Genomic DNA, 22541 nt, shown 5'->3' with positions numbered 1-22541 from the left:
ATGCCACCTGACGACACCGAGAATCCCACGACAGGCGGAGATCACACCCCGGCGGACGGCCTCGCGCTGACCGCCGCGGAACTGGTCGAGACCTACCCCTCGAGTCGCTACAGCGGACAGGACCGCGAGCGGTTTACGCTGTCCGCCGAATCGGCCGATCACGTGCCGGCCCGCGAGGTGTTGCCGCCCGATCTCGCGGCAAAGCTCGCGGTCGACCCGTGGAGCCATCAAGCTGCGGCGCTCGAGGCGCTATCCGCGGGCGAGAACGTCTGCGTCGCGACCTCGACCTCCTCGGGGAAGACCTACGTCTACGGACTCGATATCGCGCGGCGGTTCCGGGAAAACCCCGACGTGCGGGCGCTGCTCGTCTACCCGACGAAGGCGCTCAGCCGTGATCAGGAGCGAGAACTGAACGACCTCTTCGACGCGCTCGGACTCGAGGTCACCGTCGGCGTCTACGACGGCGACACGAAACGACAGGAGAAGGCCCGCATCCGCGAGGAGGCAAACGTCGTCATCACGAACTTCGCGGGGGTGAATCAGTACCTCGAGAGTCACCACCGCTGGGCCGACTTCCACGCGAACTGCGACCTGCTGGTGATCGACGAGGCCCACGCGTGGACGGGGATCAGCGGGATGCACGCGGCGTGGATCCTCCGGCGGACCCGCCGACTGATCGACTGGTACGGCGGCGACCCCCAGTACGTGCTGACGACCGCGACGATCGGCAACCCGGCCGAACACGCGCGGGCGCTGACCGGCGAGCCGGCGACCGTGATCGACGAGGACGGCTCGCCGAGCGGCCGCCGTCACCTCGTGTTCTGGGACCCGCCAGCGGACGGCGACGGAAGCGGTTCCGGAGGCGGTATCGGTGAGGGAGACAGCGACGGCGATGGCGACGGTGACAGCGCGTGGACGCCGAGCAAACGCCCCGCGACCGTCGAGGCCCCCGAGGTCTGGGCGCACTGCTGCGATCGCGGCGTCCCCTCGCTGCTGTTCTGTGACTCTCGCAAACAGACCGAACTGGCCGTCGGGCGCGCACGGGAGTACCTCGAGACCTCGAGTTTCCCCTCCCGCGGCGGAACCGAACTCGCCGCGTACAACGCTGGCCACGGCAAGAAATCGCGCAGAGGGACCGAGAACCGGCTCAAGAGCGGCGACCTCGACGGCGTCGCGACGACCAGCGCACTCGAGGTCGGCATCGACGTCGGCGGGATCGACGGCACCGTCCTGTTGGGCTATCCCGGCTCGCGCCAGTCGTTCTGGCAGCGGATCGGCCGGTCCGGCCGCGACGAGCGCGAGGCGCTCTCGGTGTTCGTCCCCAGTCACGCGACCCTCGACCAGTACATCCTCCGCCATCCCGAGTACCTCCTCGAAGAGGAGCCGGAAAGCGCGGTCGTCGATCTCGAGAACAATCCGGTCTACCTGCAGCACCTTCGGTGTGCCGCCCAAGAGCTACCGCTTCGGGCTGCGGACGCAGACCGATTCGGCGGGAGAGACCGCCTCGAGCGCGCCGTCGAGTACGGGCGACGGACCGGCGACTTCGAGGGCTCGCTCGCGGGCGGGGTCACCTACGCTCACCGCGATCGGCCACAGGACGAGATCAGCCTCTATGCCTCCGGCGGGGACGACTTCGAGGTCCGGCTGGCCGGAGAGGAGTCGTTCGACCACCAGCCGATCGGTCGCGCCCGCGCGTATCGGGACTACCACGAGGGCGCGACGGTGCTGTACCGGGGCGACCAGTACGAAGTGGTCGACCTTCGGGAAGATCGCCCGCAACCCTACGTCGAACTCGAGCCCGTCGACGTCGACTACTACACGCAGTCTCAGCGCCAGTCGACGATCTACGACACCGAGGTCCGCGAGTCCCGCGACGTCGGCTCGTTCCGGCTCAACTGGGGTTACGGCACGGTCACGGTCCACCACGGCACCTTCATGAAACGGGAGATCGGTTCGGGCGACGTCCGCGCCGTCGGACTCGAGACGGGCGTCCCGCCCCTGGAGATGCGCACGCAACTGTGCTGGGCCGAGGTGCCCGACGATGTCGAGCGCGCGGTGACGGCCGCCCACAGCGACTACCACAACGACGAGTGCGAGGACCTTCCGCCGCGGCTCCACGGCTATCTCGGCGGGATCCACGCCGTCGAGCACGCCATGATCGCCGTCGCCCCGCTCGAGTTAACCGTGGACGCGGCCGATCTCGGCGGGCTCGCGACCAACCGGCTGCCCGACACCCCCGGGACGAGCGGCTGGTTCATTTACGACGGCATCGAGGGTGGGTTGGGCTTTTCCCGGCGCATCTACGAGGAGTACGAGGCGGTCGCCCGACGGGCTCGCGATCTGATGGTCGACTGTGCGTGCGGGCGCGACGAGGGGTGTCCCGCCTGTCTGATGGACGACCGCTGTGGCAACGACAACCGCCCGCTGTACGCGCCCGCTGCGACGGACGTGATCGACGCGCTGCTGGGCGAGTTCGATATCGACGGAAGCACCGCACTCGAGACGAACGACGAAACAGAGGGCGAACGCCGCCCGCCCGCGTCGATTTCCTAACGCGCTCAGCTCTCTGGCTCGAGTTCGCTCGGATCGAGCTCGCCCGCGAGGTAGCGGTCGCCCGCCTCAGTGACCTCGTACAGGCCGGGCATGTGGCGCTTCAGCAGGCCGTACTTGGTCAGTTCGCGACACCGGTAGGACGCGTACTTCGCCGGGCAAATCCCTTCCTCGTCCATCTGGGTCGGCTCGAAGGCGTCTTCTTCTTGCATGAATTCGAGGATGCGGCGGTCGGCACTCTCCATCCATCTGGCGTCGATTTCCGACCCGGCGTCGGCGTAGATCGGGACACCGGCTTTCGTCTCGACGGTGATGCCGCCCTCGAGATGGCTGTCGGCGTCGACCCGTATCTCGGGGTGTGCCTCGACACCGGTGTCGCTCTCCGCGTCGGCGTCGGGAGTGTCGTCGTCCATACGGGACCGTTCGGACCCCGTCCGGGAGTATGTTTATACTGCTGCCCGCCGGTCTCGATCGAGGAACTGTACTGTGACGCGAGGCCAGCCGGTTACGACTGCGCGCCGTCGGGCGCGTCGTAATCGACGTGGACGTTCGGGGTAGTCGCCGGTTCCTGTCCCGTGATCCCGCGGTCGACGAACGTGACGTCGGTCAGGTCGCCGGTAAACCGGAACGTCACCGTTCCGGACTCGACCGTCCCCTCGACCGTCGTTCCCGACACGACTGTCGCGTCGGCATCTCGCGGGTCGTCGGCCAGATCGATCTCGCCGTCGACGGTGATCTCGAAACTCGAGGGGGTTCCCTGCCCGATGATCGTCAGCGTGTTCGGCAGCGCGTCCTCGGCATCGCCGGCGTCCGTGGTGGTCGTCCGCGTCGCCGCGACCGTCGCCGTCGCGGTGGTCGGTTCGACGGTGATCGGCGACGCCGTCTGGTCGTCCGCATCGGCTGTGGGTCCGCTACTGTCGTGGTCGACTGTCGCGTTCTTCCGCGTCATCTACTGGATAGAGTCGAGTATGCCAGCATAAGCCTTCTCACTGAACTAACGGTACGATGAAGTGAAATATAATCGCTCGAGCCGGATATCGGCGGAATTTTCGGATCGGTCGGGATCGCGCTCGTCGGCAGGCAACGATTGCAAGGTCAATACTTGTGCCGACGATCGCCGTAGTCGGTCGGTATGGATTCGAAGCGACCGGACGTTCGACTCGACGACGCGCCCGACGAAGACGGGATCGTCACCAAACGGGAGTGTACCGACCAGTCCTCCCGCTCGCTTATCGGGAAACCTCGCGACTACCTCGGCCGATGACCAGCCGGTAAGCGGCCGATCAGAGAGTGCTAACAGTCAGATGCTCCGTCACTCGCCATCCTCGAGCAGCCCGAGGTCGGTCGCGGCGAGGTCCGCGATTCGGTCGGCGATGTCGGGATCGACTTCGGCGATGTCGTCGCCGTCGTGGAGTTGGTCGTTGTGTCGTTCGATGGCGTCCGCGAGGTCGGCAAGCGGAACGCGGGAGGTCGTCTCACAGGCCGGGCAAACGACGGGGACGCGGGGCACGTCGTCGTCGGACTCGTTCGTGGTCGTCATTTGTCGGGCATCTCGCGCCAACCGTCAAAACCTAATTGGTTCGAACGGCGCGCCGAGTCGACCGACTGCATGCGTACAGAACTGCGCCGATAGAGCAACACTGACTGTCCAGATTGCGATATACATTATCAACCACAGTCCACGATTCGATGAATCTTCTGGTCGTTTCATCGCGTTTTGAACCGATTGGCCAGCAGTATTATTGTGATCCAATCGAATTGTCGGGTAGACGGGGGTACGACAGTCTGTCGGTGGGTACTCCACCCGATCTTTGCCCCGTCATGACGTGCGAGGAGCTCCATGGTTCCCGGCTACAACTCGTAGCCGTTCCCTGTCTTTCGTCTCGGTTCCCGATACGGTACCTCGAGCGGTCGCTATTACTCGAGCGGCTGTGACTCGCGGACCGAATTAGCCGCGGCGTCGAGCGAGGACGGCGACCGAGAGCGCGACGAGGGCCGCGAGGACGCCGAATCCGGGCATTTCGTCGTTATCGCCGGACTCGCTTTCCTCGAGTTGCTGGTCGCCTTCGTTCGACGAATCACTCGTCTCGTTCGTACCTGAATCCGATCCGCTCGAGTCGTCGGGATCGGACCGGTCGTCGGTCGCCCCGTCGAGTTGCAAGACGACGACGACCTGGCCGTGCGAGGCTTCGGTCTCGTAGGTCCAGCCGCCGCCGGCTTCCTCGTAGGATTCCGCGGCGGTTAGCGGGTCGATGTCGGTATCCCAGCCGTCGCCCTCGGGGATCTGTTGGATGTAGCCGGCGACCTCGATTCGGTCGGCGTTCTCGCCGCTGATTTGTGCTTCGCCATATTCGATCGTCGCGTCCTCGGGATTACCGTGCAGCTCGATACAGTGGGAATCCATGTAGCCGTCGCCCTGTGCGATGTCCGGGCTCGTGCCGAACTGGTCGGCATCCAGCGGCCGATCGTAGTGATCGGTCATGGGGAACTGCACGGTCATCGGATCGGCCTTGGAGTGCCAGCTCGTGACGTCGTTCGTGGGAATCGTCACGGACGTGTTGGGGACGGACTCGCCGACGACGGTGTCCCCGTCTTCGTTGACCAGCGTGACGCAGACCTTCCCGGAGCCGTCGCCGAGATACGGGTTTCGGTACTCGTCGCGCGGGTTCTCGTAGCTGATCCAACTACCGTCGCTGGCCGCCGCCTCGAAATAGGGATCGCCCGGTTCCGGGGCCGGCTCGACGTACGCCTCCTCCGAAACGGACTCGTTCGAATCGGGATCGACGGCGCCCGCAGACGCACCCGCGGCACCCGTTGCAACGAGGCTCGCGATCACGGCCAGTCCGAACCCGACCGCGAGGAGGCGCTGCCGGTCGCCGGGGACCAGTTTTCGGAGCGTCTCTACTCCGACCATGGTTACGCTCCCCACCCTGCCGTGGCTGCCGAAGGATCGTTCGTGTGACTGTTCCGCGACGACGACTGTCGTTCGACAGTACTAGTCATCGAGCTGAGGTACCCGATTCCCTGCCCTATATATGAGCAGCGTACTCGAGGAGTAGACGGCTGCTACGCCGAGTAGACGGGCATTTCTGTGATTATCGGATTCCGAAATAGGGTCATACCAATTACGCTCCGAAAGACCTCACCGGGACGGCCTCGAGCTCGCCGACGGTTTCCCCTTCGCGTGCCGTGGTTTTGGTCGATCAGTAATTCCGATTATTGGACAATGTTCGGACAAAGATAGCTAACAAGAACACGGTCCTAATGAATAGCATTTAGTTAAACTTAACACTCGGTATTCGACAGAGAGTGGTATGGCAGAAGATAGCAATAACTTCGAGCGGATACTGACGAAGAAAGACCTCTTCGTGCTCGCGTTCGGCGCGATGATCGGCTGGGGATGGATCATCCAGACGGGATTCTGGATCGACGAAGCGGGAGTCGCCGGCTCGGTCCTCGGCTTCGTCGTGGGCGCGATCATGGTCTGTATCGTTGGCCTGATATACGGCGAACTCGCCTCTGCGATGCCGTTCGTCGGCGGCGAACACGTGTACAGCTTCCGGGCGCTCGGGCCGCTCTGGTCGTTCGTCTGTACGTGGTCGCTCGTCCTCGGCTACGTCGGCGTCGTCGTCTTCGAGGTTGTCGCGCTCCCCTCGGCGATGGCGTACATCGTCCCGGGATTCAACGTGTTCGAGCTCTGGACGGTGGCCGGTGAGCCGGTCTACGCCTCGTGGATCCTCGTCGGCGGACTCGGCGCGGTCGTGATGACGGCGCTCAACTACCGCGGCGTGAAACCCGCGGCACAGTTCCAGACGTTCCTGACCCTCGTCATTGGTCTCGCGGGCGTCATGCTCGTTATCGGTGCCCTGTTCAACGGACAGACGCAGGCGAACCCGCCGCTGTCGGACGTCGGGACGGCGGGCGTTGCCACGGTCGCGATCATGACACCGTTCATGTTCGTCGGTTTCGACGTCATCCCCCAATCCGCGGAGGAAGCAGATGTCGCACCCCGGCTCATCGGGCTGCTCATCCCGGCGTCGGTCACGCTCGCCGCGGTGTTCTATATCGCGGTCATCTGGGCGTCCGGACAGGCGATGCCCGGTTCCGCACTCGTCGACAGTCCGCTGCCGGCCGCCGCGGCCATGGAAGCGATCTTCAGCAGCCAGCTGATCGGTCGTATCATGGCACTTGCCGGTCTCGCGGGCATCCTCACGAGTTGGAACTCGTTCCTGCTTGGAGCCAGTCGCGCCGTCTTCGCGCTCGCCGACTCCGGGATGATCCCGCGGCGGATCAACACGCTTCACCCCGAGTACAACACGCCCTCGACGGCGGTCGTCCTCATCGGCGGACTCTCGATTTTCGCCCCACTGTTTGGCGAACAGATGCTGGTCTGGATCGTCAACGCAAGCGGCCTCGGACTCGTCGTCGCGTGGTTCCTCGTGGTCGTCTCCTTCTTCGTGCTCCGCCGTCGCGAGCCCGACCTGAACCGCCCGCTGAAGCTCCCGTTCGGGTCCGCGTTCGGAGCGGCCGGGCTGGTCCTGACGCTCGGGTTCATCGGCCTCTACCTGCCCGGCGGCCCGTCGGCGCTCGTCTGGCCCTACGAGTGGGCGATCGTCCTGCTCTGGGCGCTACTCGGTGTGGTCCTATACAGCGTCTCCTCGACCGACTCCGACCTCGAGCTGGCGGATCTCGAACTCGAGGAACTCAAGTAATCCTTGAGTGACGGCCTCGGGCAGCCGTGGGTCGTCACCCTCGACCGGACCGTTCTCGCGGAGAAACGTGCGCTGGGTGCTTACTCGTCGTCGGCGACGGTCTCGACTAACGTCTCGAGTTCGAAGTCGTTCAGCGGATAGGACTCGTTTTTGACCGTTTCGACGACGAACTGCGAACTCGTTCGGACGACCTCGTCGATCGCCTCGTAGTCGCTGATGAGCCGATGGACCATCTCACGGCCCGAGAGGTGGGCGATGACGACGAAATCGGTGTCGCCCATCGTGAAGTACACCTGATTGACCCCCTCGATGGCGGCGAGTTTTTCGCCGACCTCCTCGTGGTACTGCTCTTCGTACTCCGCGATGACCTCCGTGATCACCGTGATCTCGAGGCCGAATTCCTTGAGGTCGACGTCGAACAGATCGTCGGTGACGACGCCGCTTTCCCTGAGTTTCGTGAGCCGATAGTGAACCGTCGATTTCGGGATGTCGGTGTACTCCGAGATCTCGTCCGGGCTCCCCGTTCCGAGTTCCGCGATAGCTTGCAGAATGCGAACGTTTCGCTCGTCCATACGCGGGAAACGGAGTACACGGATAAACAACATTCGAACGTGAGTCGCGTCGTTGGGAAAACGTTGGATGCAGTTCGGGACCATCGCGGCTCGAGGGACTGTGCCGCTCGAGCGATCGGCGAGTCGGGCCCCGGTGGTTTAGGGATGGGACAGAATTCCTGAAGACATATTTTATTAGGATGTAGTTCGACTCATTGGGTAATGGCTGAACAACAAACCGATCCATCCGTCGGACGGGAGTCGAACGCGGCCGTCCTGTCGGCGTACGACGACCACATGATGCCCATCTGGAAATCGCTCGACGTGCCGGTCAAACGGGCCTCGGGCTGTACGCTCGAGGACTTCGAGGGCAACGAGTACCTCGACGTGTTCTCCGGGATTTCGGTGGTGAACGTCGGTCACGGAAACGACGCCGTCGTCGACGCCGCGAAAGACCAACTCGACGAGTTCGTCCACGGCTGTTCGTACGTCCACCCCAACGAACCGGTCGCCGACCTCGCCGAACGGATCGCCGAGGTGACGCCGGGGGATCTGCAGAAGAGCTTCTTCTGTAACTCCGGGACCGAGGCCGTGGAGGGCGCGGTCAAGCTCGCGCGGAAGTACACCGGCTCGAAGGAAGTCATCGCCCTCGAGATGGGCTTTCACGGCCGCACCCTCGGCAGTCTGGCGCTGACGGGGAATAAGGCCTACAAGAAGGGCATGGCCCCGACGCTCAACGACGTTGCCCACACCGCGCCGCCGTATAGCTACCGCTGTCCGCGCTGTGACGGCGGCTGCGATTCCGGCTGTGCCGAGGAACTCGAGCGGATCATCGGCTCGCATACGAGCGGGGACCTCGCGGCGGTCGTCGTCGAACCCGTCATGGGCGAGGCCGGGATCATCGTGCCGCCAGAGGGCTGGCTCGAGCGGGTCCAGGAGATCGCCCACGACCACGGCGCGTTGCTCATCGCCGACGAGGTCCAGACCGGCTACGGCCGCACCGGCGAGTTGTTCGCGAGCAACCACTTCGACGTCGTACCCGACATCCTGACGCAGGCGAAAGGCATCGCAAACGGGCTGCCGCTGGGTGCCTTCACCGCCTCCGCGGAGGTCGCGGACGCCTTCGAGTCCGGCGACCACCTCTCGACGTTCGGCGGCAACCCCGTCGCCTGTGCCGCCGCGCTGGCGACGATCGACGAACTGCAGGACGGCATCGTCGACAACGCAAGCGAGCAGGGCGCGTGGCTCGAGTCAGAACTCCAGACCCTCGAGGACGAGTACGACGTCGTCGGGCAGACGCGCGGCCTCGGACTCATGCGCGGCGTCGAACTCGTCGACCCGAGCGAGACGGGGCCACAGAACGTCGCGCCGAAACCGGACAAAGACCTCGCGTCCGCGGTGAGCGAGTACCTCCGCGAGGAGTCGAACGTCGTGATGGGCGTCGGCGGCTACTACAAGAACGTTATGCGGTTCCAGCCGCCGCTGACCATCTCGCGCGACCAACTCCAGTACGCCGTCGATGAACTCGAGGCGGCCCTCGAGACGGTCGCCTGAGATCGCGAGAACGGAGCTGGCTCGAGTGTGGATCGACCGCGGTTTCTCCCACACTCAATACGGGCCGATCGCGGTTCCACACCAGTGTGAATCGAACTGCAGATCCTCGGTCTCAGAATAACAGAACGACAGTCGAGACGATCAGAGTTTGTCGAACGCTGTTCAACATACGAAAGTAAGTTAGCTTTATTTGGAGACAGGGACCATATCACTACACTGTGTTCGAAAAAGTCTTGATCGCGAACCGAGAGGAGATCGCCGTCCGAATCATTCAGGCGTGCAAGGACCTGGATATCGACGCGATAGCCGTCTACAGCGACGCCGACGAGGACGCCAAACACGTCCGCATGGCCGACGAGGCCTACCACATCGGCGGTTCGAAGGCCAAAGACAGCTATCTCGATCAGGACGCACTGCTCGAGGCAGCGCGAGCCGCCGACGCCGACGCGATTCATCCGGGATACGGGTTCCTCGCCGAGAACGAGTCGTTCGCGGCGAACGTCGAAGACAGCGAGTTCGCGTGGATCGGCCCGCCCAGCGACGTGATGGCCGATTTCGGCGAGAAGACGAAAGCCCGCAAGATCATGGAGTCGGCGGACGTCCCCATCGTGCCCGGAACGACCGACCCGGTCACGTCCGCCGACGAAGTCGAGGCGTTCGCCGAGGAGCACGGCTATCCCGTCGCGATCAAAGCCGACGGCGGCGGCGGCGGCCGCGGGCTCAAGATCGTCCACGAACCGTCCCAGATCGAATCGAAGCTTCAGGAGGCGATTCGAGAGGGGGACGCCTACTTCGACAACCCGACCGTCTACCTCGAGAAGTTCCTCGAGAGCCCGCGCCACATCGAGGTCCAGATCATCGGCGACGAACACGGAAACGTCCGCCATCTCGGCGAGCGCGATTGTAGCATTCAGCGCCGCCAGCAGAAGCTCCTCGAGGAGTCGCCCTCGCCGGTACTGGACGACGATACGCGCGCTGCCCTCTGCGAGGCCGCTTGCCGCGGGGCGGCCACGGCGGACTACGTCAACGCCGGCACCGTCGAGTTCCTCTACGAGGGCGGCGAGTTCTACTTCATCGAAGTCAACGCGCGGATTCAGGTCGAACACGCGGTGACCGAGGAACTCACCGGGATCGATCTGGTCAAGTGGCAGCTCCGGGTCGCCGCCGGCGAGGAACTATCCTTCTCCCAAGACGAGGTCGACTCGCGCGGGGCCGCCATGGAGTTCCGCATCAACGCGGAGGATCCCGACAACGATTTCACGCCGTTGCCGGGGACGCTGTCGACCTACGAACCGCCGCGGGGCATCGGCGTCCGCGTCGACGACGGCGTCGACGAGGGCGACGCGATCGCCCCGTTCTACGACTCGATGTTCGCGAAACTGATCGTCACCGGCCAGGACAGAGACGAGGTGATCGCCCGGAGCAAACGGGCACTTGACGAAACGACGATCGAGGGCGTCCCGACGACGATCCCGTTCCACCAGCAGCTTCTCGAGGACGACGGATTCGTCTCGAACGAGCACACCACGAAGTACGTCGAGCGGGAACTCCTCGACGGGTAAGGTTCGATCGACAGAACGGGGAGAATGGTTTCGATCCTGCGTTCGGCCCCTCTCAGACGATCTGGGACAGCGATGTGAGCTCGATATCGTGTTCGTCGACTCGATCGTGGATCGCCTCGAGGATCGCGACGGCGTTGGGGTTGTCGCCGTGGATACAGATGCTCTCGGCGGGGATCGAAATTTCCTCGCCGTTTGCGGCCTCCACGACGCCGTCGGTGGCGATCGAGACGAACCGATCGGCGACGAGTTCGGGGTCGCGGTCGGCGAGTTCCTGCTCGACGATCAGCGAGCGGTCGGCCCGGTAATCCAGATCGACGTAGCCCTCGAACACGGCCCGGAGACCGTCGATATCCTGTGCGACCTCGTAGATATTCATGTCGGTTGCGAGGTAGATAAGATCGTCGTCGACCTCGAGCATGCCGTTCATGACTGCGCGAGCGTGGTCGGGGCTCTCCGAGAGCATCGAGTACATCGCCCCGTGGGGCTTGACGTGCTGGACGGTGGCCCCGTGGCGGCGCGCGAACGCCGTGAGCGCGCCGAGTTGGTAGACGACGTAGTCGCGTACCTCCTCCGGGGTGGCATCGATCTTGCGGCGGCCGAAGCCCATTTTGTCCGGGAGACCGGGATGAACACCGATGCCGACGTCGTGTTCGGCCGCCAACTCGACCGTCTCTCGCATGACGTGCGGGTCGCCGGCGTGATAGCCGCCGGCGATGTTCGCGGACGTGATGTAGGGCATGACCGCCTCGTCGTTGCCCATCGTCCAGTTGCCGAAGCTCTCGCCCATATCGCAGTTGATATCGATCGCCGTCATGGGTGAGATTCTAGCACAATCCAGTATATAGCTTCCGTCGGTTCGTCCAATGGTATCCAAAGTTATCACATACCATTTCAGTCAAGCTTCAGAGACTAGTTCCTGTCCGGCAGGATCCCAGAAAATCCGTCTCGAGTGGAGTCGATTCGCCGGCCGCCAACGGCGGCCGGGACTCGTTGTGCCAGCGAGTCGGTTCGACGCCGCTATTCGATCTCGACGATCGCTTGATCGGCTTCGACTTCGGCTTCGTTCTCGACGAGGAACTCGCTGACCGTCCCCGAACTGTCGGCCTCGATATCGTGGAAGTTCTTCATCACTTCGACGAGGCCGATGGTGTCGCCCGCTTCGACGGTGTCTCCCGGTTCGGCAAACGGCGGGTCGTCGGGGTCGGGTTGTCGGTAGAAGATGCCTGGCATCGGCGATTTGACCGTGGTTTTCTCTGTCATTGGTTGTGGTTGTGTTGGATTCAGTCCCGAATCTATTCTTTGTTTTGGTTACCGTTCTGTCTGTTCGCGTCTCGTTGACTCTACTCCTCACCCTCGATGTCCGCTCGGATCGCCTCGAGGCGAGCGTTCTGGTCTTTGCGCGCGTCGATCGCCTCGTCGACATCGACCGACTCGAAGGTGACTGTCTTGTGGGTTTGGCGCTGTGCGAGCAGCCCGCGGTCGGCGCTGATGACGGTCCCGACGGTCGCGTAGCCGCCGCCCGTGACCGCGTCCTGCATGAGGACGATCGGCTTCTGTGGCACCTGAATCGATCCGATGGGATACCCGAGGTCGACGACGTTCGACGGATCGGTTCCCGCGCCGAAGGGTTGCTCGCGCTCCTCGAACTCGAGGTCGGGCCCCTCGAGGCGGTAGCCAACGCGGTCAGCCTCCGCCGAGACGGTCCACTCGGACTCACAGAGCGTCTCTCTGGCCTCGTCGGTGAGCCGGTGGCTCATCAGTCCGAGGACGATCCGGACGGTGTCCTCGTCCGCGTAGGACGGGATGTCATCGTCGTCGACTCGCGTTCCGACGAAGTCGCGCCGGTCGTCCGGTGCGTCTCCGATCGAGAGCTGGTCGCCCTCCTCGAGCCCGCGACCCTCGTGGCCGCCGATCCCGACGAGCGTGTACGTCGAACGACTGTCCATCACCTCGGGGACGTCGATGCCGCCGGCCACGGCGAGGTAGGCTCGCGCCCCTTCGGTCGCGAACGCCAACTCGAGTTCGTCGCCGGCGTCGACGGCGACGGTCTCCCACGTGTCGATCGGGTCGCCGTTGAGGCTGGGCGACATGTCGGCACCGGTGATCGCGATCACGGCGTCCTCTTTGAACGTCGCGGTGATGCCCTGATAGGTCATCTCGATGGTCGCCGCGTCGTCGTCGTTCCCGACGAGGTAGTTCGCGACCGTGTGGGCATAGCGGTCCATCGCGCCCGACGGCGGCATGCCGATGTGGTAGTGCCCGGTTCGCCCGAGGTCCTGTACCGTACTCGCGATGCCACCCGCTTCGATTTCGATCATTCTACCACCTCCATGAGCCGCTCGTTGTACTCGGCCGGTGCTTCGAAGAACTCCTCCGGTGAGAACCGGACTTCTCCGTACGTGTACTCGTAGGTGCCGGCTTCGACCTCCTCGCGGATCGCGTCGTACTCCTCGCGATCGATCCGTCTGTAGTTCAGGATGTCACCGGGGTTCGGGAACACCATCGAATCGCGGAAGTCCGGGAGGGTTTGCTCGGTGTCGAGCACTTCGATCGGGGTCCGGCCGTACAGCTGGTAGCCGCCGGCCCCCTGGACCGGATAGATGACCGAGAACGCGCCGCCGAAACCGACCGCGCGACTCGGCGTGTCCGTCCGGGGCTCGACGTACTTGGGGACTTCCAACTGCTGGTTCCGGGGGACCATCTGGAAACACCACGGCAGCCCCGGGACGAACCCGACCATCGTGACCAGATGGGGCGCGCCGACGAACGCGTCGAGAAAGGATTCGACATCGTCGAAGCCGTTGAGCTCCGCCGAGTACTCGAGGTCGGTCGCATCGGGGTCTTGGTGGCGATCCCGAAACTCCATGAGCGTCTCGTGGGTCCACGGGTCCTCGAAGAGCACTGGAACGTCGATGATACGCGTCTCCCAGTCGTAGTTCTCGAGGTCGATTTCGGACTCGATCTCTTTGAGCTCCGCGATCAGGTCGTCCGGGTGGATGATCTCCGGATCGATCCGGAGCATGTAGGACGCGTTCGCCGGACAGTTTTCGACGACGCCGTCGATATCTCGCTCGGCGACCTGCTGGGTGATCGCCATCGCCTTGAAATTGGCGGTAAAACTCATCTCCTCCGCGAGTTCGACGAATACGTGATCGTCCGCCCCGTACTCGTAGCGCGGTTCGGGAAGGTCGACGGGTGTGATCCGTTCGTTGTCCATGCTGTACGATGACAATTCAGACTTCAACTATGAATAGATATTGGTGCCTGATCAATATTACCATAGTTTCCTGAACCAAATCCGACTGGAATACGAGAGAGGGAACGAAATGCGATATGTTGGAAATCGATAACCGCCGCTAGAGTGCCTATCAGCGATAGGAACGTTACAACGGCTCCGTGAGGAGGGTTAGTCCCCCGAACCGTCCTCGAGAGAGAACCCTGAAAGCGAGTCGCCGACGGCGGAAAAGGCCGTACTGCCACAGCGACAGCCGTCTCGGCGGCCGATCGGGCGAAGTTTATCGTCTGCCAACTCGAGTGCTGCATAGAGCGCCCCGCACTGCTTGCAGGCGGCGATCGTTCGTCGATTGCCATCGGATTCGTCCATCGTCGCAGTGTCCCGTCAGTAAAGCGGGCATAAATAGCCGCTGTGAGGACGCGAGCGACCCCAAGACAGTTGCTACGATCGTAACAACACCGACGCTCGCCCGATGGCGGAGCCGCGGCCGGGCGAAAGAGGGCCTAAACCGACCCACGTCCACGCGAGCGCCGGCCGGCCGCTTTTCCGACGGCTGGTGATAGCGCCGGGTATGAGCGACGAACCGAGCCGCGACCGCGTCCAGGACCGGGCAGAACAACGCAAGGCAGAACGGGCCGACCATACTGAATCCATCCTCGAGGACGTCGAACGCCACCTCGGCGAGCTGGAGTATCCGACCACCAGCGAGGAGATCGCCGCGGAGTACGGCAACGAGCGGATCGACATGCCCAACGAGACGGAGTCGCTGGGGAGCGTCTTCGACCGGCTGGCGGGCGAGCAGTACGATTCGCCGGAGGAGGTCCGTGAGGCCGTCTACGGCGAGATTACCGGCAAAGCGGGCAACCCCAACGAGGCCAACGCCGAACGCGACCTCGACGAACTGGACGACGAGGCGCAGGGGTCGCTCGGCGAGAGCGGCGGCGGCACGTACTGAGTCGACGGATCTGCCCGTCGACGTCGCTCGCCCGTCGGTCGGCGCGCCGTCGGGCGGATCGTGATAGCAGAACGGATTTACGTTCGCATCGCCTGTTCTCGCGTATGGATTACGAATCGAGTCTCGACCGAGCGATGGAGGACGTTCCCGATATCGGGGGCGACGAACAGCGGCTACAGATTCCCGACCCGGAGCCACAGAAAGACGGCGCGTTCACGCGAGTGACGAACCTCGACGAGATCGCCGACGTGCTCTCCCGGGACACGGAGCACCTCCACCGGTTCATCCAGCGCGAACTGGGGACCAGCGGCAAACTCGAGAATGGTCGCGGCCGGTACAACGGTACTTTCTCCCAGACGGACCTCGACGCGGCGATCGATGCTTACGTCGACGAGTACGTCCTTTGTTCGGAGTGTGGCCTGCCCGACACTCGCCTCGTCCGCGAGGACCGCACCCCGATGTTGCGCTGTGACGCCTGCGGTGCGTTCCGCCCCGTCACCAAGCGCTCGACCAGCAGCCAGCAGCAACAACAGCAAGACGCCGTCGAAGAGGGCCAGACCTACACGGTCGAAATCACCGGCACCGGTCGCAAGGGCGACGGCGTCGCGGAGAAGGGCAGTTACACGATCTTCGTCCCCGGAGCGGACGAGGGCGACGTCGTCGACATCTACATCAAGAACATCTCGGGCAACCTCGCGTTCGCCCGTCTCGACTGAGACGGATTGCTGTACCGATTTCCCGGCGCAACCCGACCGCTGTGGGGTTGCGCCGGAGATCACGTACAGTAAACCGTCTGTGATCCGCGGTTCGATTCGTTCGATTTTCGCCGCCGACTCGAGCGTACACGACGAGCCACGGCTCAGCGCGCCGCGTCGGGAACGGCAGCTGGAAGACAGACGACTTTCTCGCGGCCGACCCGGTAGCGTTCGATGGCGTCGCGCTCCTCGAGGTCCGAGAGGAGGCGACTGAGCGTCGCACGCGACCAGCCGTAGCGGTCGATAAAGCGCTGCTGTTTGAGCCGGCCGCCGTGTTCGACGAGCACCGCACGGACGTACTCCTCGGGCGTGAGCCCGTACTCGAGGATTTCGGCCCTGCTCGTCGGTCCGTCGTCCGGATCGACGGCCCCGTTGGCGATCGACGATTCGCCGTCCGATTCGTCGTCCGTCGGTCCACCGTCAGCCGATTCCGCGTCCGAATACTCGCCGAGCGTCTCGCCGTTTTGGGTTCGGCTTGTGACCTCGAGTCGTCCCGTTCGTTCTTCGCGTCGCTGCTTGGATCGGTTCGTCGCACTCTCGTCGCGTCGACCCGCACCCACGGAGCCGACCGCGTCGGCGCAGGTCCGAATCGTCCGTCCGACGGCGGTTACGTGTCGGGAACCGATCGGCGCGTGTCGTCGAATCATCGTACCCGTTGCTGGCGACTCGGTCCGAAAAGGGGTATGCACAAAACCGTCCAAACAACCCCGCGCCGTGAGACCGCGAAATTAAAGTCGAGTTGTGCTAGTCACACTGTTGTGGGAGTATCGTTCGATCTCTTCGGGACGCTGGTGACCGCCGACCGTCCGGACGACCCGGCCGCAGCCGTCGCGGCCGAACTCGCGAAGCGAGACGTCACGGTACCGGACGACTGGGACGTGGCCTACGCGGAGCCCCACGTCGACGCGCCCGACGGCGCAGAAGTACCGCTCCCGGCCCACGTCTCTCGCGCCCTCGCGAGCCGCGGCGTCGACTACGATCACAACGCGGCTAGACGGGCCGTTGTCGCGGCGTTCGATCCGGTCGTCGAAACCAGAGACGGCGCCCTCGAGGCGGTCTCGGCTGCCCGTGATCGGGGACCGGTCGCGATCTGTTCGAACTGCAGCGTTCCGGAGTTGGTCGGTCGTACCCTCGTCAGGTCGGCCTTCGAGCGCGACGATTTCGACGCGATCGTCACGAGCGTCGGCTGTGGCTGGCGCAAGCCCGCGCCGGAAATCTTCGAACTGACCGCCGACGAACTCGGCGTTTCCCCCGCCGATCTCGTCCACGTCGGCGACGATCCGAATACCGACGGCGGGATCGAGGATCTCGGCGGGACGGCGCTGCTACTCGAGGACGTGTCCCTCGCGGACGTGCCGGCGCGGTTGGGAACCGGCGAACAACAGCAGTCATGACGGCGCGGCTCCATTCCGAGGACAACATGGGGGCGACGAGTGCGTGCTGACGACGCTTGCGGTCATCGGCCTCGCGTTCAGTCTCGATCTGCTGTTCGGCGAGCCGCCGACCGCCGCCCATCCGGTCGCGTGGTTCGGCCGCCTCGTCGGGACGACGGATCGGGCGTGGAGCGACGACGAGGGCCGCCAGCGACTGGTCGGCGGTGCGATCGCCGCCGTCGTCCCGCTCGTTCCGGCCGCCGTCGCCGGCGGGGTCGTCCTCGCGGCGGGGCTCGTCCACCCGATGGCTAGCGGTATCGCCGCCGCGGTCGTGCTCTTTCTGACGACCAGCCTGCGCTCGCTGCTCGAGCTCACCGAGGACGTCGTCGAAGCGACCGCGGACGAAGCCGATCTCGAGTACGCCCGCGAGCGAGTTCGCGGATTGGTCGGCCGAGACACGGCGACGCTCTCGGGCGGTGAACTTCGGAGTGCAGCCCTCGAGAGCGCGGCGGAGAACCTCGCGGACGGGCTGGTCGCGACCCTGCTGCCGTTCGCGATCCTCGCACCGATCTCGCTGCCGGCCGCCGCGGCGGTCGCCGCGTGGGTCAAGGGCGTCAACACGCTCGACTCGATGCTCGGCTACCCCTCGAAACCGATCGGCACCGCGAGCGCGCGGCTGGACGACCTCGTGATGTTCCTGCCCGCCAGAGTCGCGGCCGTCTCGATCGCGGTCGCCGCAGCCGACCCGCTCGCACTCTCCTGCGCCCGACAGTGGGCGCAGGTGCCGCCGTCGCCCAACTCCGGCTGGCCGATGGCGACGCTCGCCTGCGCGCTCTCGGTTCGCCTCGAGAAGGCGAGCGTCTACGTCCTCAACCCCGACGCCAACCTCCCGACGATGGCGGAGGGTGAGCGGGCTGTTACTGCGGTCGGCCGGGCCGCCGTCGTCTCGCTCGTCGTCGCGATCGGACTGGCGATCGCCGTCGCCGGGGTGGTGACACCGTGACTGCGATCGGGCGCTGGATCGGCGCGGTCCGAGGCGGGCTCGGGTTCCTGACGCGCCTGCCGGTCGGGTTCCACGATGGTGACTGGGAGTCCTTCCGGACGACCCCCGCGGCGTTTCCGATCGTCGGCCTCGTCGCGGGCGCACTGGCGGCAGTACCGCTGCTCGCAGCCGAGGCGCTCCCAGCGCCGACCGTCGCGCTCGGCTATCTGCTGTCGGTGTACGCCGTCACCGGAATCCACCACCTCGACGGGGTCGCGGATCTCGGCGACGCGCTGGTCGTCCACGGCGACGCAGCGCGCCGTCGCGAGGTGCTCAAGGACACGACGACCGGCGTCGGCGCGCTGCTGGCGGTCTCGATCACCGTCGCCGGACTGGCGCTCGGGGGGCTCGGACTGGCCGGGTTCCCGGCTCAAGCGGCGATCGGCATCGCAGTCGGAGCCGAAATCGGGACGAAATTCGGGATGGGGCTGATGGCCAGCTACGGACGGGCAGCTTACGACGGCATGGGGAAGCAGTTTACCGACGGCGCGAGCAGCGGCTCGGTTTTCGCCCCCATGGTCGTCGTGCTCGCCGCGGCGACGCTCGTCTGGCCCCATCCCGGCGCGGTCGCCCTCTGCGGAGCCGTTGCCGGCATCGGCCTCCCGTGGTACTGGGCGAACCGCTCTCTCGGGGGTCTCAACGGAGACATCTTCGGCGCGGCGAACGAAATCGGCCGCGTCGCCGGCATCCATCTGGGGGTGATCGCGTGGACGCTGTTGTGATGTGCGGCGGGAAAGGGACCCGCCTCGAGAGTGCCCACGAGAAGCCGCTGCACCCGATCGCCGGGACGGCCATGGTCGATCGCGTGCTGGCGGCCCTGCGGGAGAGCGCGATCGAGACGAGTTACGCCGCCGTCTCGCCGAACGCGCCGGAGACGCGAGCGCATCTCGAGGAAACCGACGGGATCGAACCCATCGAAACGGCCGGCGAGGGGTACGTGGCCGACCTGATGAGCGTCCTCGAGGACCCTCGAATCTCGCCGCCGGTGCTGACCGTCGCCGCGGACCTGCCGCTGCTCGAGGGCCCCGTCGTCGACCGGATACTCGCGGCCCACGGCGAGGGCAACGCCTCGCGGACCGTCTGTGTCCCAGTAGCGCTCAAACGGCGGCTGGGGGTCAGTACGGACACGCGACTCGAGGCCGCCGACCACCTCGCGCCGACCGGGGTCAACGTTGTCGGCACGACCGACGATTCAACGACTATGACCGACGTGTACTACGACTCGCGACTGGCGACGAACGTGAACCGACTGGAAGACGCCCGTCTCGCGGCCGGACTGCTGTGTGGCCGCGACCGGAACGGGGAGGGCCGCTGAAATGCGGCTGCTCCTCCCCGCCGGAACGACAGAAACGGCCCTGATCGACGGCATCAGCGCCGCTGGAGCCGCCCCCGAACTGATGGAACACACGCCCTCCGCGGACGTCGAGATCCTCGAGTACGGGGAGCCGGTCATGTCGCCGGTGACGCCGGTGAGTCCGAACGGCTGTCCGACGCCCGCGGCCGTGACCCGCGCGGTGCGAGAGGTCGTCGACTTCGACGTGTCCGTGATCGATGCGGGACTCACCCGGTCGACGGCCGCGCCGACGGTCGACCTCGGCGGGAGCCCCGGCACCGATATCCGCGACGAAGCGGCCGTACCGGACGCACACGCTGCCTTCGACCGTGCCTACGACTACGGCGCGAGCCTGCCGGACGACCGGCTCATGATCGGCGAGACGGTCCCCGGCGGGACGACGACCGCGCTCGGCGTCCTCACCGCGCTCGGTGAATCCGCTGGCGTCTCCTCGTCGCTGCCGAAGAACCCGATCGAGCGCAAACGGCGGGTCGTCGACGAGGCCCTGGCCGCAAGCGATCTCGAGCCGGGCGACTGTGCGGGCGAACCGCTCGCGGCGATCGAGGCCGTCGGCGATCCCGTCCAGCCGACGGTGGCCGGGATCGCGGCCGGCGCGCTCGAGTCCGGGACCGACGTAACACTTGCAGGCGGGACCCAGATGGTCGCCGTCGCCGCCGCTCTGCGCCACGCCGGGATCGACGCGCCGCTGTCGATCGCGACCACCTCGTTCGTGGCCGACGAGCAGGGCGAGCGGCTCCCCGAGGCCTGCAAGCAGTTCGACTGCGACCTCACCGTCACCGATCCCGGCTTCGACGAGCGCGACCACGTCGCCATGACCCGCTACTGTGCCGGCGAGGCAAAGGAGGGCGTCGGCATGGGCGGCGCGCTCTCGCTCGTCCCCGACGGCGAGATGGACGCGGTCAGGGACCGGCTCGAGGCGGTCTGTGCCCGCCTCGGCATCGACGGCGACGCGGCCGATGCCGACAGCGAACCGAACGGCGAGGGCAGTGTCGGCGACGACCGCAACGACACAGCGGAGGACGACCGTGGACCCTGACTCGATCCGAACCGGATCGCGGGTCTCCCATGGCGGCGAGACAGACCGCGACCTGCTGGACTTCTCCGCCAATACCAACCCCCGAACGCCCGACGGCGTCGGGGATGCCTACGCCGCCGCACTCGAGGAATCCCGGCGCTACCCGGACGACGACTACCCCGACTACCGGGCCGCCGCGGCCGAGTTCGTCGGCTGCGACCCGGCGCGGGTGATCCCCACGCCCGGCGGACTGGCCGCGATCCGCCTCGCGATGGAGGCCGTGCTCAAGCCGGGCGACGAGGCGCTCGTTCCGTATCCGAGCTTCGGCGAGTACGCCCGTGAAATCGAGCTACAGGGAGCCATACCGCGGTTCGTCCGCTATGACGATTTGTTCGAGATGGGTCCGACAGTGCTCGAAGCGTGTGCCCTCGCCGTCGTCTGCACGCCGAACAATCCGACCGGCGACGCGGTGGATCCGGACGCGCTCGAGGCGTTCGCGGCCCGGTGTGCCGACGCCGACACGACGCTGCTCGTCGACGAGGCGTTCCTCGGCTTTACCGATCAGCCCTCCGTGGCCGGACTCGAGCGCGAGAACGTCGTCGTCGCGCGTTCGCTCACCAAACTGTTCGGCCTACCGGGGCTCCGCGCCGGCTTCGCCGTCGCGTCGGGCGAGCGACGAGACGCGCTCGAAACGGCGCGGCGCGCGTGGTCGCTCGGGACGCCCGCGGCGCGGGTCGGTGCTCACTGTCTGCGACAGGCGGAGTTCGTTCGCGACACGCGCGCTCGCGTCGAACTCGAGCGCGAGCGGATGCGCGACGCGCTCGGAGAGCGATTCGACGTACACGAATCAGACGCGCCATACCTCCTCTGTGATGTCGGTAACTGCGATGTGGCGACGGTGATCAATGACGCGCGGGCGGCCGGCGTCGCGATCCGCGACGCGAGGACCTTCCGCGCGCTCGACTCCCACGTCCGGGTCGCGGTCAAGGACCGCGAGGCGAACGACCGACTGCTCGCGGCGCTTGGCGTTCGCAACCGCGAGGACGCCGACGGCGGGCCGGAATGATGACCGACGCGGATACGGACTCGGACCCAGCCTTCGACGCGGTTCGACGGGACGGCGTGCTCCGAATCCGTCGGCCGAACACGGAATGGCTCTCGACGGGCTGGAACGGCGGTTGCTGCGTCGCAGATCACGCGTACAACATTTCGGTTCCTGAGGGGTGGGACCGCATGGATCTCGAGGCGTACGTCGACGACCGCCTCGAGCGAGCAGGGTTCGAGACGCCCGCTGAGGACTCGTCCGAGCCGGCGTTGCTGACCGGCGTCGATATCGCCGACGCGCGCGGCGCTCGCCGTGGGCCCGTGACGGTCTACGCGACCGCCGGGATTTCGAACCCCGCCGCGTTACCCATGGAACCGGATTCCGCGGATTCGGACGGTGATGGGCCCGATATCGGCGATTCCGAACTCGAGCAGGGACGTGGAACCGTCAACGTCATCGTTGGAACGACGCGGGCGCTCGCGTCGGGCGCGCTGGCGAACCTGATCGCGGTCGCCGCGGAAGCGAAGGCGGCGACGCTCCTCGCCGAAACCGGCTTTCCGGGGACGACCACCGATGCGGTCGTCGTCGGCCACGACCCGGACGGACCGAAAACGGAATTTTCGGGGAGCGGCACCGAAGTCGGTGCGACGACGCGGGCCTGCGTTCGAGACGCCGTTCGAGCGTCGCTCCACGCCCACTACGCGGGCGTCGACGCCGAACTGCCGGAATCGATCGCCGACGCGACCTACGGGGTTTCGACGACCGAGCGTGCCGAGGTTTTTCAGCCGCCGCTCGAGGACGGCTCCGCGGAACCCGACAGTTAACCCGTCCCGACGCC

The 22541-nt window shown here is 65.6% G+C and carries 25 protein-coding genes; 14 read left to right on the top strand and 11 right to left on the bottom strand.

What is annotated here, in order from left to right:
- Positions 1-2553, top strand: a complete 2553-nt coding sequence (locus tag ACJYUO_RS10230; RefSeq protein WP_494345268.1) for a DEAD/DEAH box helicase — start codon at positions 1-3, stop codon at positions 2551-2553.
- 5 nt (positions 2554-2558) lie between these two features.
- Here ACJYUO_RS10230 and ACJYUO_RS10225 read toward each other — a convergent pair whose 3' ends face one another.
- Positions 2559-2963: a winged helix-turn-helix domain-containing protein gene (locus ACJYUO_RS10225; RefSeq protein WP_494345267.1), complete on the bottom strand. Its 405-nt coding sequence runs from the start codon at positions 2961-2963 to the stop codon at positions 2559-2561.
- Positions 2964-3055: 92 nt separating this feature from the next.
- Positions 3056-3499, bottom strand: coding sequence for a hypothetical protein (locus ACJYUO_RS10220; protein WP_494345266.1), 444 nt, complete (start codon positions 3497-3499; stop codon positions 3056-3058).
- 183 nt (positions 3500-3682) lie between these two features.
- Here ACJYUO_RS10220 and ACJYUO_RS10215 point away from each other — a divergent pair, with 183 nt between their 5' ends.
- Positions 3683-3814 carry a hypothetical protein gene (locus ACJYUO_RS10215; protein WP_494345265.1) on the top strand — a complete coding sequence of 44 codons (132 nt, stop codon included), beginning with the start codon at positions 3683-3685 and terminating at the stop codon, positions 3812-3814.
- Between the two features lie 48 nt (positions 3815-3862).
- Here ACJYUO_RS10215 and ACJYUO_RS10210 read toward each other — a convergent pair whose 3' ends face one another.
- Together ACJYUO_RS10210 and ACJYUO_RS10205 are read right to left on the bottom strand one after the other, a co-directional pair.
- Positions 3863-4090, bottom strand: coding sequence for a DUF8149 family protein (locus ACJYUO_RS10210; protein WP_494345264.1), 228 nt, complete (start codon positions 4088-4090; stop codon positions 3863-3865).
- A 408-nt stretch (positions 4091-4498) separates the two neighbouring features.
- On the bottom strand, positions 4499-5464 hold the full coding sequence (locus tag ACJYUO_RS10205) for a PGF-CTERM sorting domain-containing protein (RefSeq protein WP_494345263.1): 966 nt from the start codon (positions 5462-5464) through the stop codon (positions 4499-4501).
- A 400-nt stretch (positions 5465-5864) separates the two neighbouring features.
- On the opposite strand from ACJYUO_RS10205, the gene ACJYUO_RS10200 reads away from it, so the two are divergent.
- Positions 5865-7262 carry an APC family permease gene (locus tag ACJYUO_RS10200; RefSeq protein WP_494345262.1) on the top strand — a complete coding sequence of 466 codons (1398 nt, stop codon included), beginning with the start codon at positions 5865-5867 and terminating at the stop codon, positions 7260-7262.
- Positions 7263-7342: 80 nt separating this feature from the next.
- Here ACJYUO_RS10200 and ACJYUO_RS10195 read toward each other — a convergent pair whose 3' ends face one another.
- Entirely contained in the window at positions 7343-7834 is a 492-nt protein-coding gene (locus tag ACJYUO_RS10195) for an Lrp/AsnC family transcriptional regulator (RefSeq protein WP_494345261.1), read from the bottom strand.
- A 201-nt stretch (positions 7835-8035) separates the two neighbouring features.
- Here ACJYUO_RS10195 and ACJYUO_RS10190 point away from each other — a divergent pair, with 201 nt between their 5' ends.
- Together ACJYUO_RS10190 and ACJYUO_RS10185 are read left to right on the top strand one after the other, a co-directional pair.
- Positions 8036-9367 carry an aspartate aminotransferase family protein gene (locus ACJYUO_RS10190; RefSeq protein WP_494345260.1) on the top strand — a complete coding sequence of 444 codons (1332 nt, stop codon included), beginning with the start codon at positions 8036-8038 and terminating at the stop codon, positions 9365-9367.
- Positions 9368-9585: 218 nt separating this feature from the next.
- A complete protein-coding gene (locus ACJYUO_RS10185; RefSeq protein ID WP_494345259.1) occupies positions 9586-10929 on the top strand; it encodes an acetyl-CoA carboxylase biotin carboxylase subunit in 1344 nt (447 codons plus the stop codon).
- A 52-nt stretch (positions 10930-10981) separates the two neighbouring features.
- Here ACJYUO_RS10185 and ACJYUO_RS10180 read toward each other — a convergent pair whose 3' ends face one another.
- From ACJYUO_RS10180 to ACJYUO_RS10160, 5 genes are all read right to left on the bottom strand, one after another.
- Entirely contained in the window at positions 10982-11743 is a 762-nt protein-coding gene (locus ACJYUO_RS10180) for a LamB/YcsF family protein (RefSeq protein ID WP_494345258.1), read from the bottom strand.
- 203 nt (positions 11744-11946) lie between these two features.
- On the bottom strand, positions 11947-12189 hold the full coding sequence (locus tag ACJYUO_RS10175) for an acetyl-CoA carboxylase (protein WP_494345257.1): 243 nt from the start codon (positions 12187-12189) through the stop codon (positions 11947-11949).
- Between the two features lie 80 nt (positions 12190-12269).
- Entirely contained in the window at positions 12270-13247 is a 978-nt protein-coding gene (locus ACJYUO_RS10170; RefSeq protein ID WP_494345256.1) for a 5-oxoprolinase subunit C family protein, read from the bottom strand.
- Complete coding sequence (locus ACJYUO_RS10165) at positions 13244-14146, bottom strand: 5-oxoprolinase subunit B family protein (RefSeq protein WP_494345255.1); 903 nt, start codon at positions 14144-14146, stop codon at positions 13244-13246. Before ACJYUO_RS10165 ends, ACJYUO_RS10170 begins: the two co-directional genes overlap by 4 nt.
- 189 nt (positions 14147-14335) lie before the next feature.
- Positions 14336-14533: a hypothetical protein gene (locus ACJYUO_RS10160; protein WP_494345254.1), complete on the bottom strand. Its 198-nt coding sequence runs from the start codon at positions 14531-14533 to the stop codon at positions 14336-14338.
- 202 nt (positions 14534-14735) lie between these two features.
- On the opposite strand from ACJYUO_RS10160, the gene ACJYUO_RS10155 reads away from it, so the two are divergent.
- Both ACJYUO_RS10155 and ACJYUO_RS10150 read left to right on the top strand, forming a co-directional pair.
- Positions 14736-15119 carry a DUF5789 family protein gene (locus tag ACJYUO_RS10155; RefSeq protein WP_494345253.1) on the top strand — a complete coding sequence of 128 codons (384 nt, stop codon included), beginning with the start codon at positions 14736-14738 and terminating at the stop codon, positions 15117-15119.
- Between the two features lie 104 nt (positions 15120-15223).
- Positions 15224-15835, top strand: a complete 612-nt coding sequence (locus ACJYUO_RS10150; RefSeq protein WP_006431209.1) for a translation initiation factor IF-2 subunit beta — start codon at positions 15224-15226, stop codon at positions 15833-15835.
- Between the two features lie 143 nt (positions 15836-15978).
- Here ACJYUO_RS10150 and ACJYUO_RS10145 read toward each other — a convergent pair whose 3' ends face one another.
- On the bottom strand, positions 15979-16521 hold the full coding sequence (locus ACJYUO_RS10145) for a helix-turn-helix transcriptional regulator (protein WP_494345252.1): 543 nt from the start codon (positions 16519-16521) through the stop codon (positions 15979-15981).
- A 111-nt stretch (positions 16522-16632) separates the two neighbouring features.
- Here ACJYUO_RS10145 and ACJYUO_RS10140 point away from each other — a divergent pair, with 111 nt between their 5' ends.
- From ACJYUO_RS10140 to ACJYUO_RS10110, 7 genes are read left to right on the top strand one after another with little or no spacing between them, the layout of a single operon-like run.
- The gene (locus ACJYUO_RS10140; protein ID WP_494345251.1) at positions 16633-17268 is read left to right on the top strand and encodes an HAD family hydrolase; all 636 of its coding nucleotides are present in this window, start codon (positions 16633-16635) and stop codon (positions 17266-17268) included.
- A gap of 43 nt (positions 17269-17311) precedes the next feature.
- Entirely contained in the window at positions 17312-18250 is a 939-nt protein-coding gene (gene cbiB / locus ACJYUO_RS10135; RefSeq protein WP_494345250.1) for an adenosylcobinamide-phosphate synthase CbiB, read from the top strand.
- Complete coding sequence (gene cobS, locus ACJYUO_RS10130) at positions 18247-19011, top strand: adenosylcobinamide-GDP ribazoletransferase (protein ID WP_494345249.1); 765 nt, start codon at positions 18247-18249, stop codon at positions 19009-19011. Before cbiB ends, cobS begins: the two co-directional genes overlap by 4 nt.
- Positions 19011-19604 (top strand): NTP transferase domain-containing protein, encoded by a 594-nt coding sequence (locus ACJYUO_RS10125; protein ID WP_494345388.1) that lies wholly within the window; start codon positions 19011-19013, stop codon positions 19602-19604. The genes cobS and ACJYUO_RS10125 overlap by 1 nt, the downstream gene beginning before the upstream one ends.
- Position 19605: 1 nt before the next feature.
- Positions 19606-20679 carry a nicotinate mononucleotide-dependent phosphoribosyltransferase CobT gene (gene cobT / locus ACJYUO_RS10120; RefSeq protein WP_494345248.1) on the top strand — a complete coding sequence of 358 codons (1074 nt, stop codon included), beginning with the start codon at positions 19606-19608 and terminating at the stop codon, positions 20677-20679.
- Entirely contained in the window at positions 20669-21724 is a 1056-nt protein-coding gene (locus ACJYUO_RS10115) for a pyridoxal phosphate-dependent aminotransferase (RefSeq protein ID WP_494345247.1), read from the top strand. The genes cobT and ACJYUO_RS10115 overlap by 11 nt, the downstream gene beginning before the upstream one ends.
- Entirely contained in the window at positions 21724-22527 is an 804-nt protein-coding gene (locus ACJYUO_RS10110) for an adenosylcobinamide amidohydrolase (RefSeq protein WP_494345387.1), read from the top strand. Before ACJYUO_RS10115 ends, ACJYUO_RS10110 begins: the two co-directional genes overlap by 1 nt.
- Positions 22528-22541 lie beyond the last annotated feature (14 nt).

This window comes from Natrinema sp. CRL1 (assembly GCF_059162405.1).
This window is presented reverse-complemented; position numbering and strand designations above follow the sequence as displayed.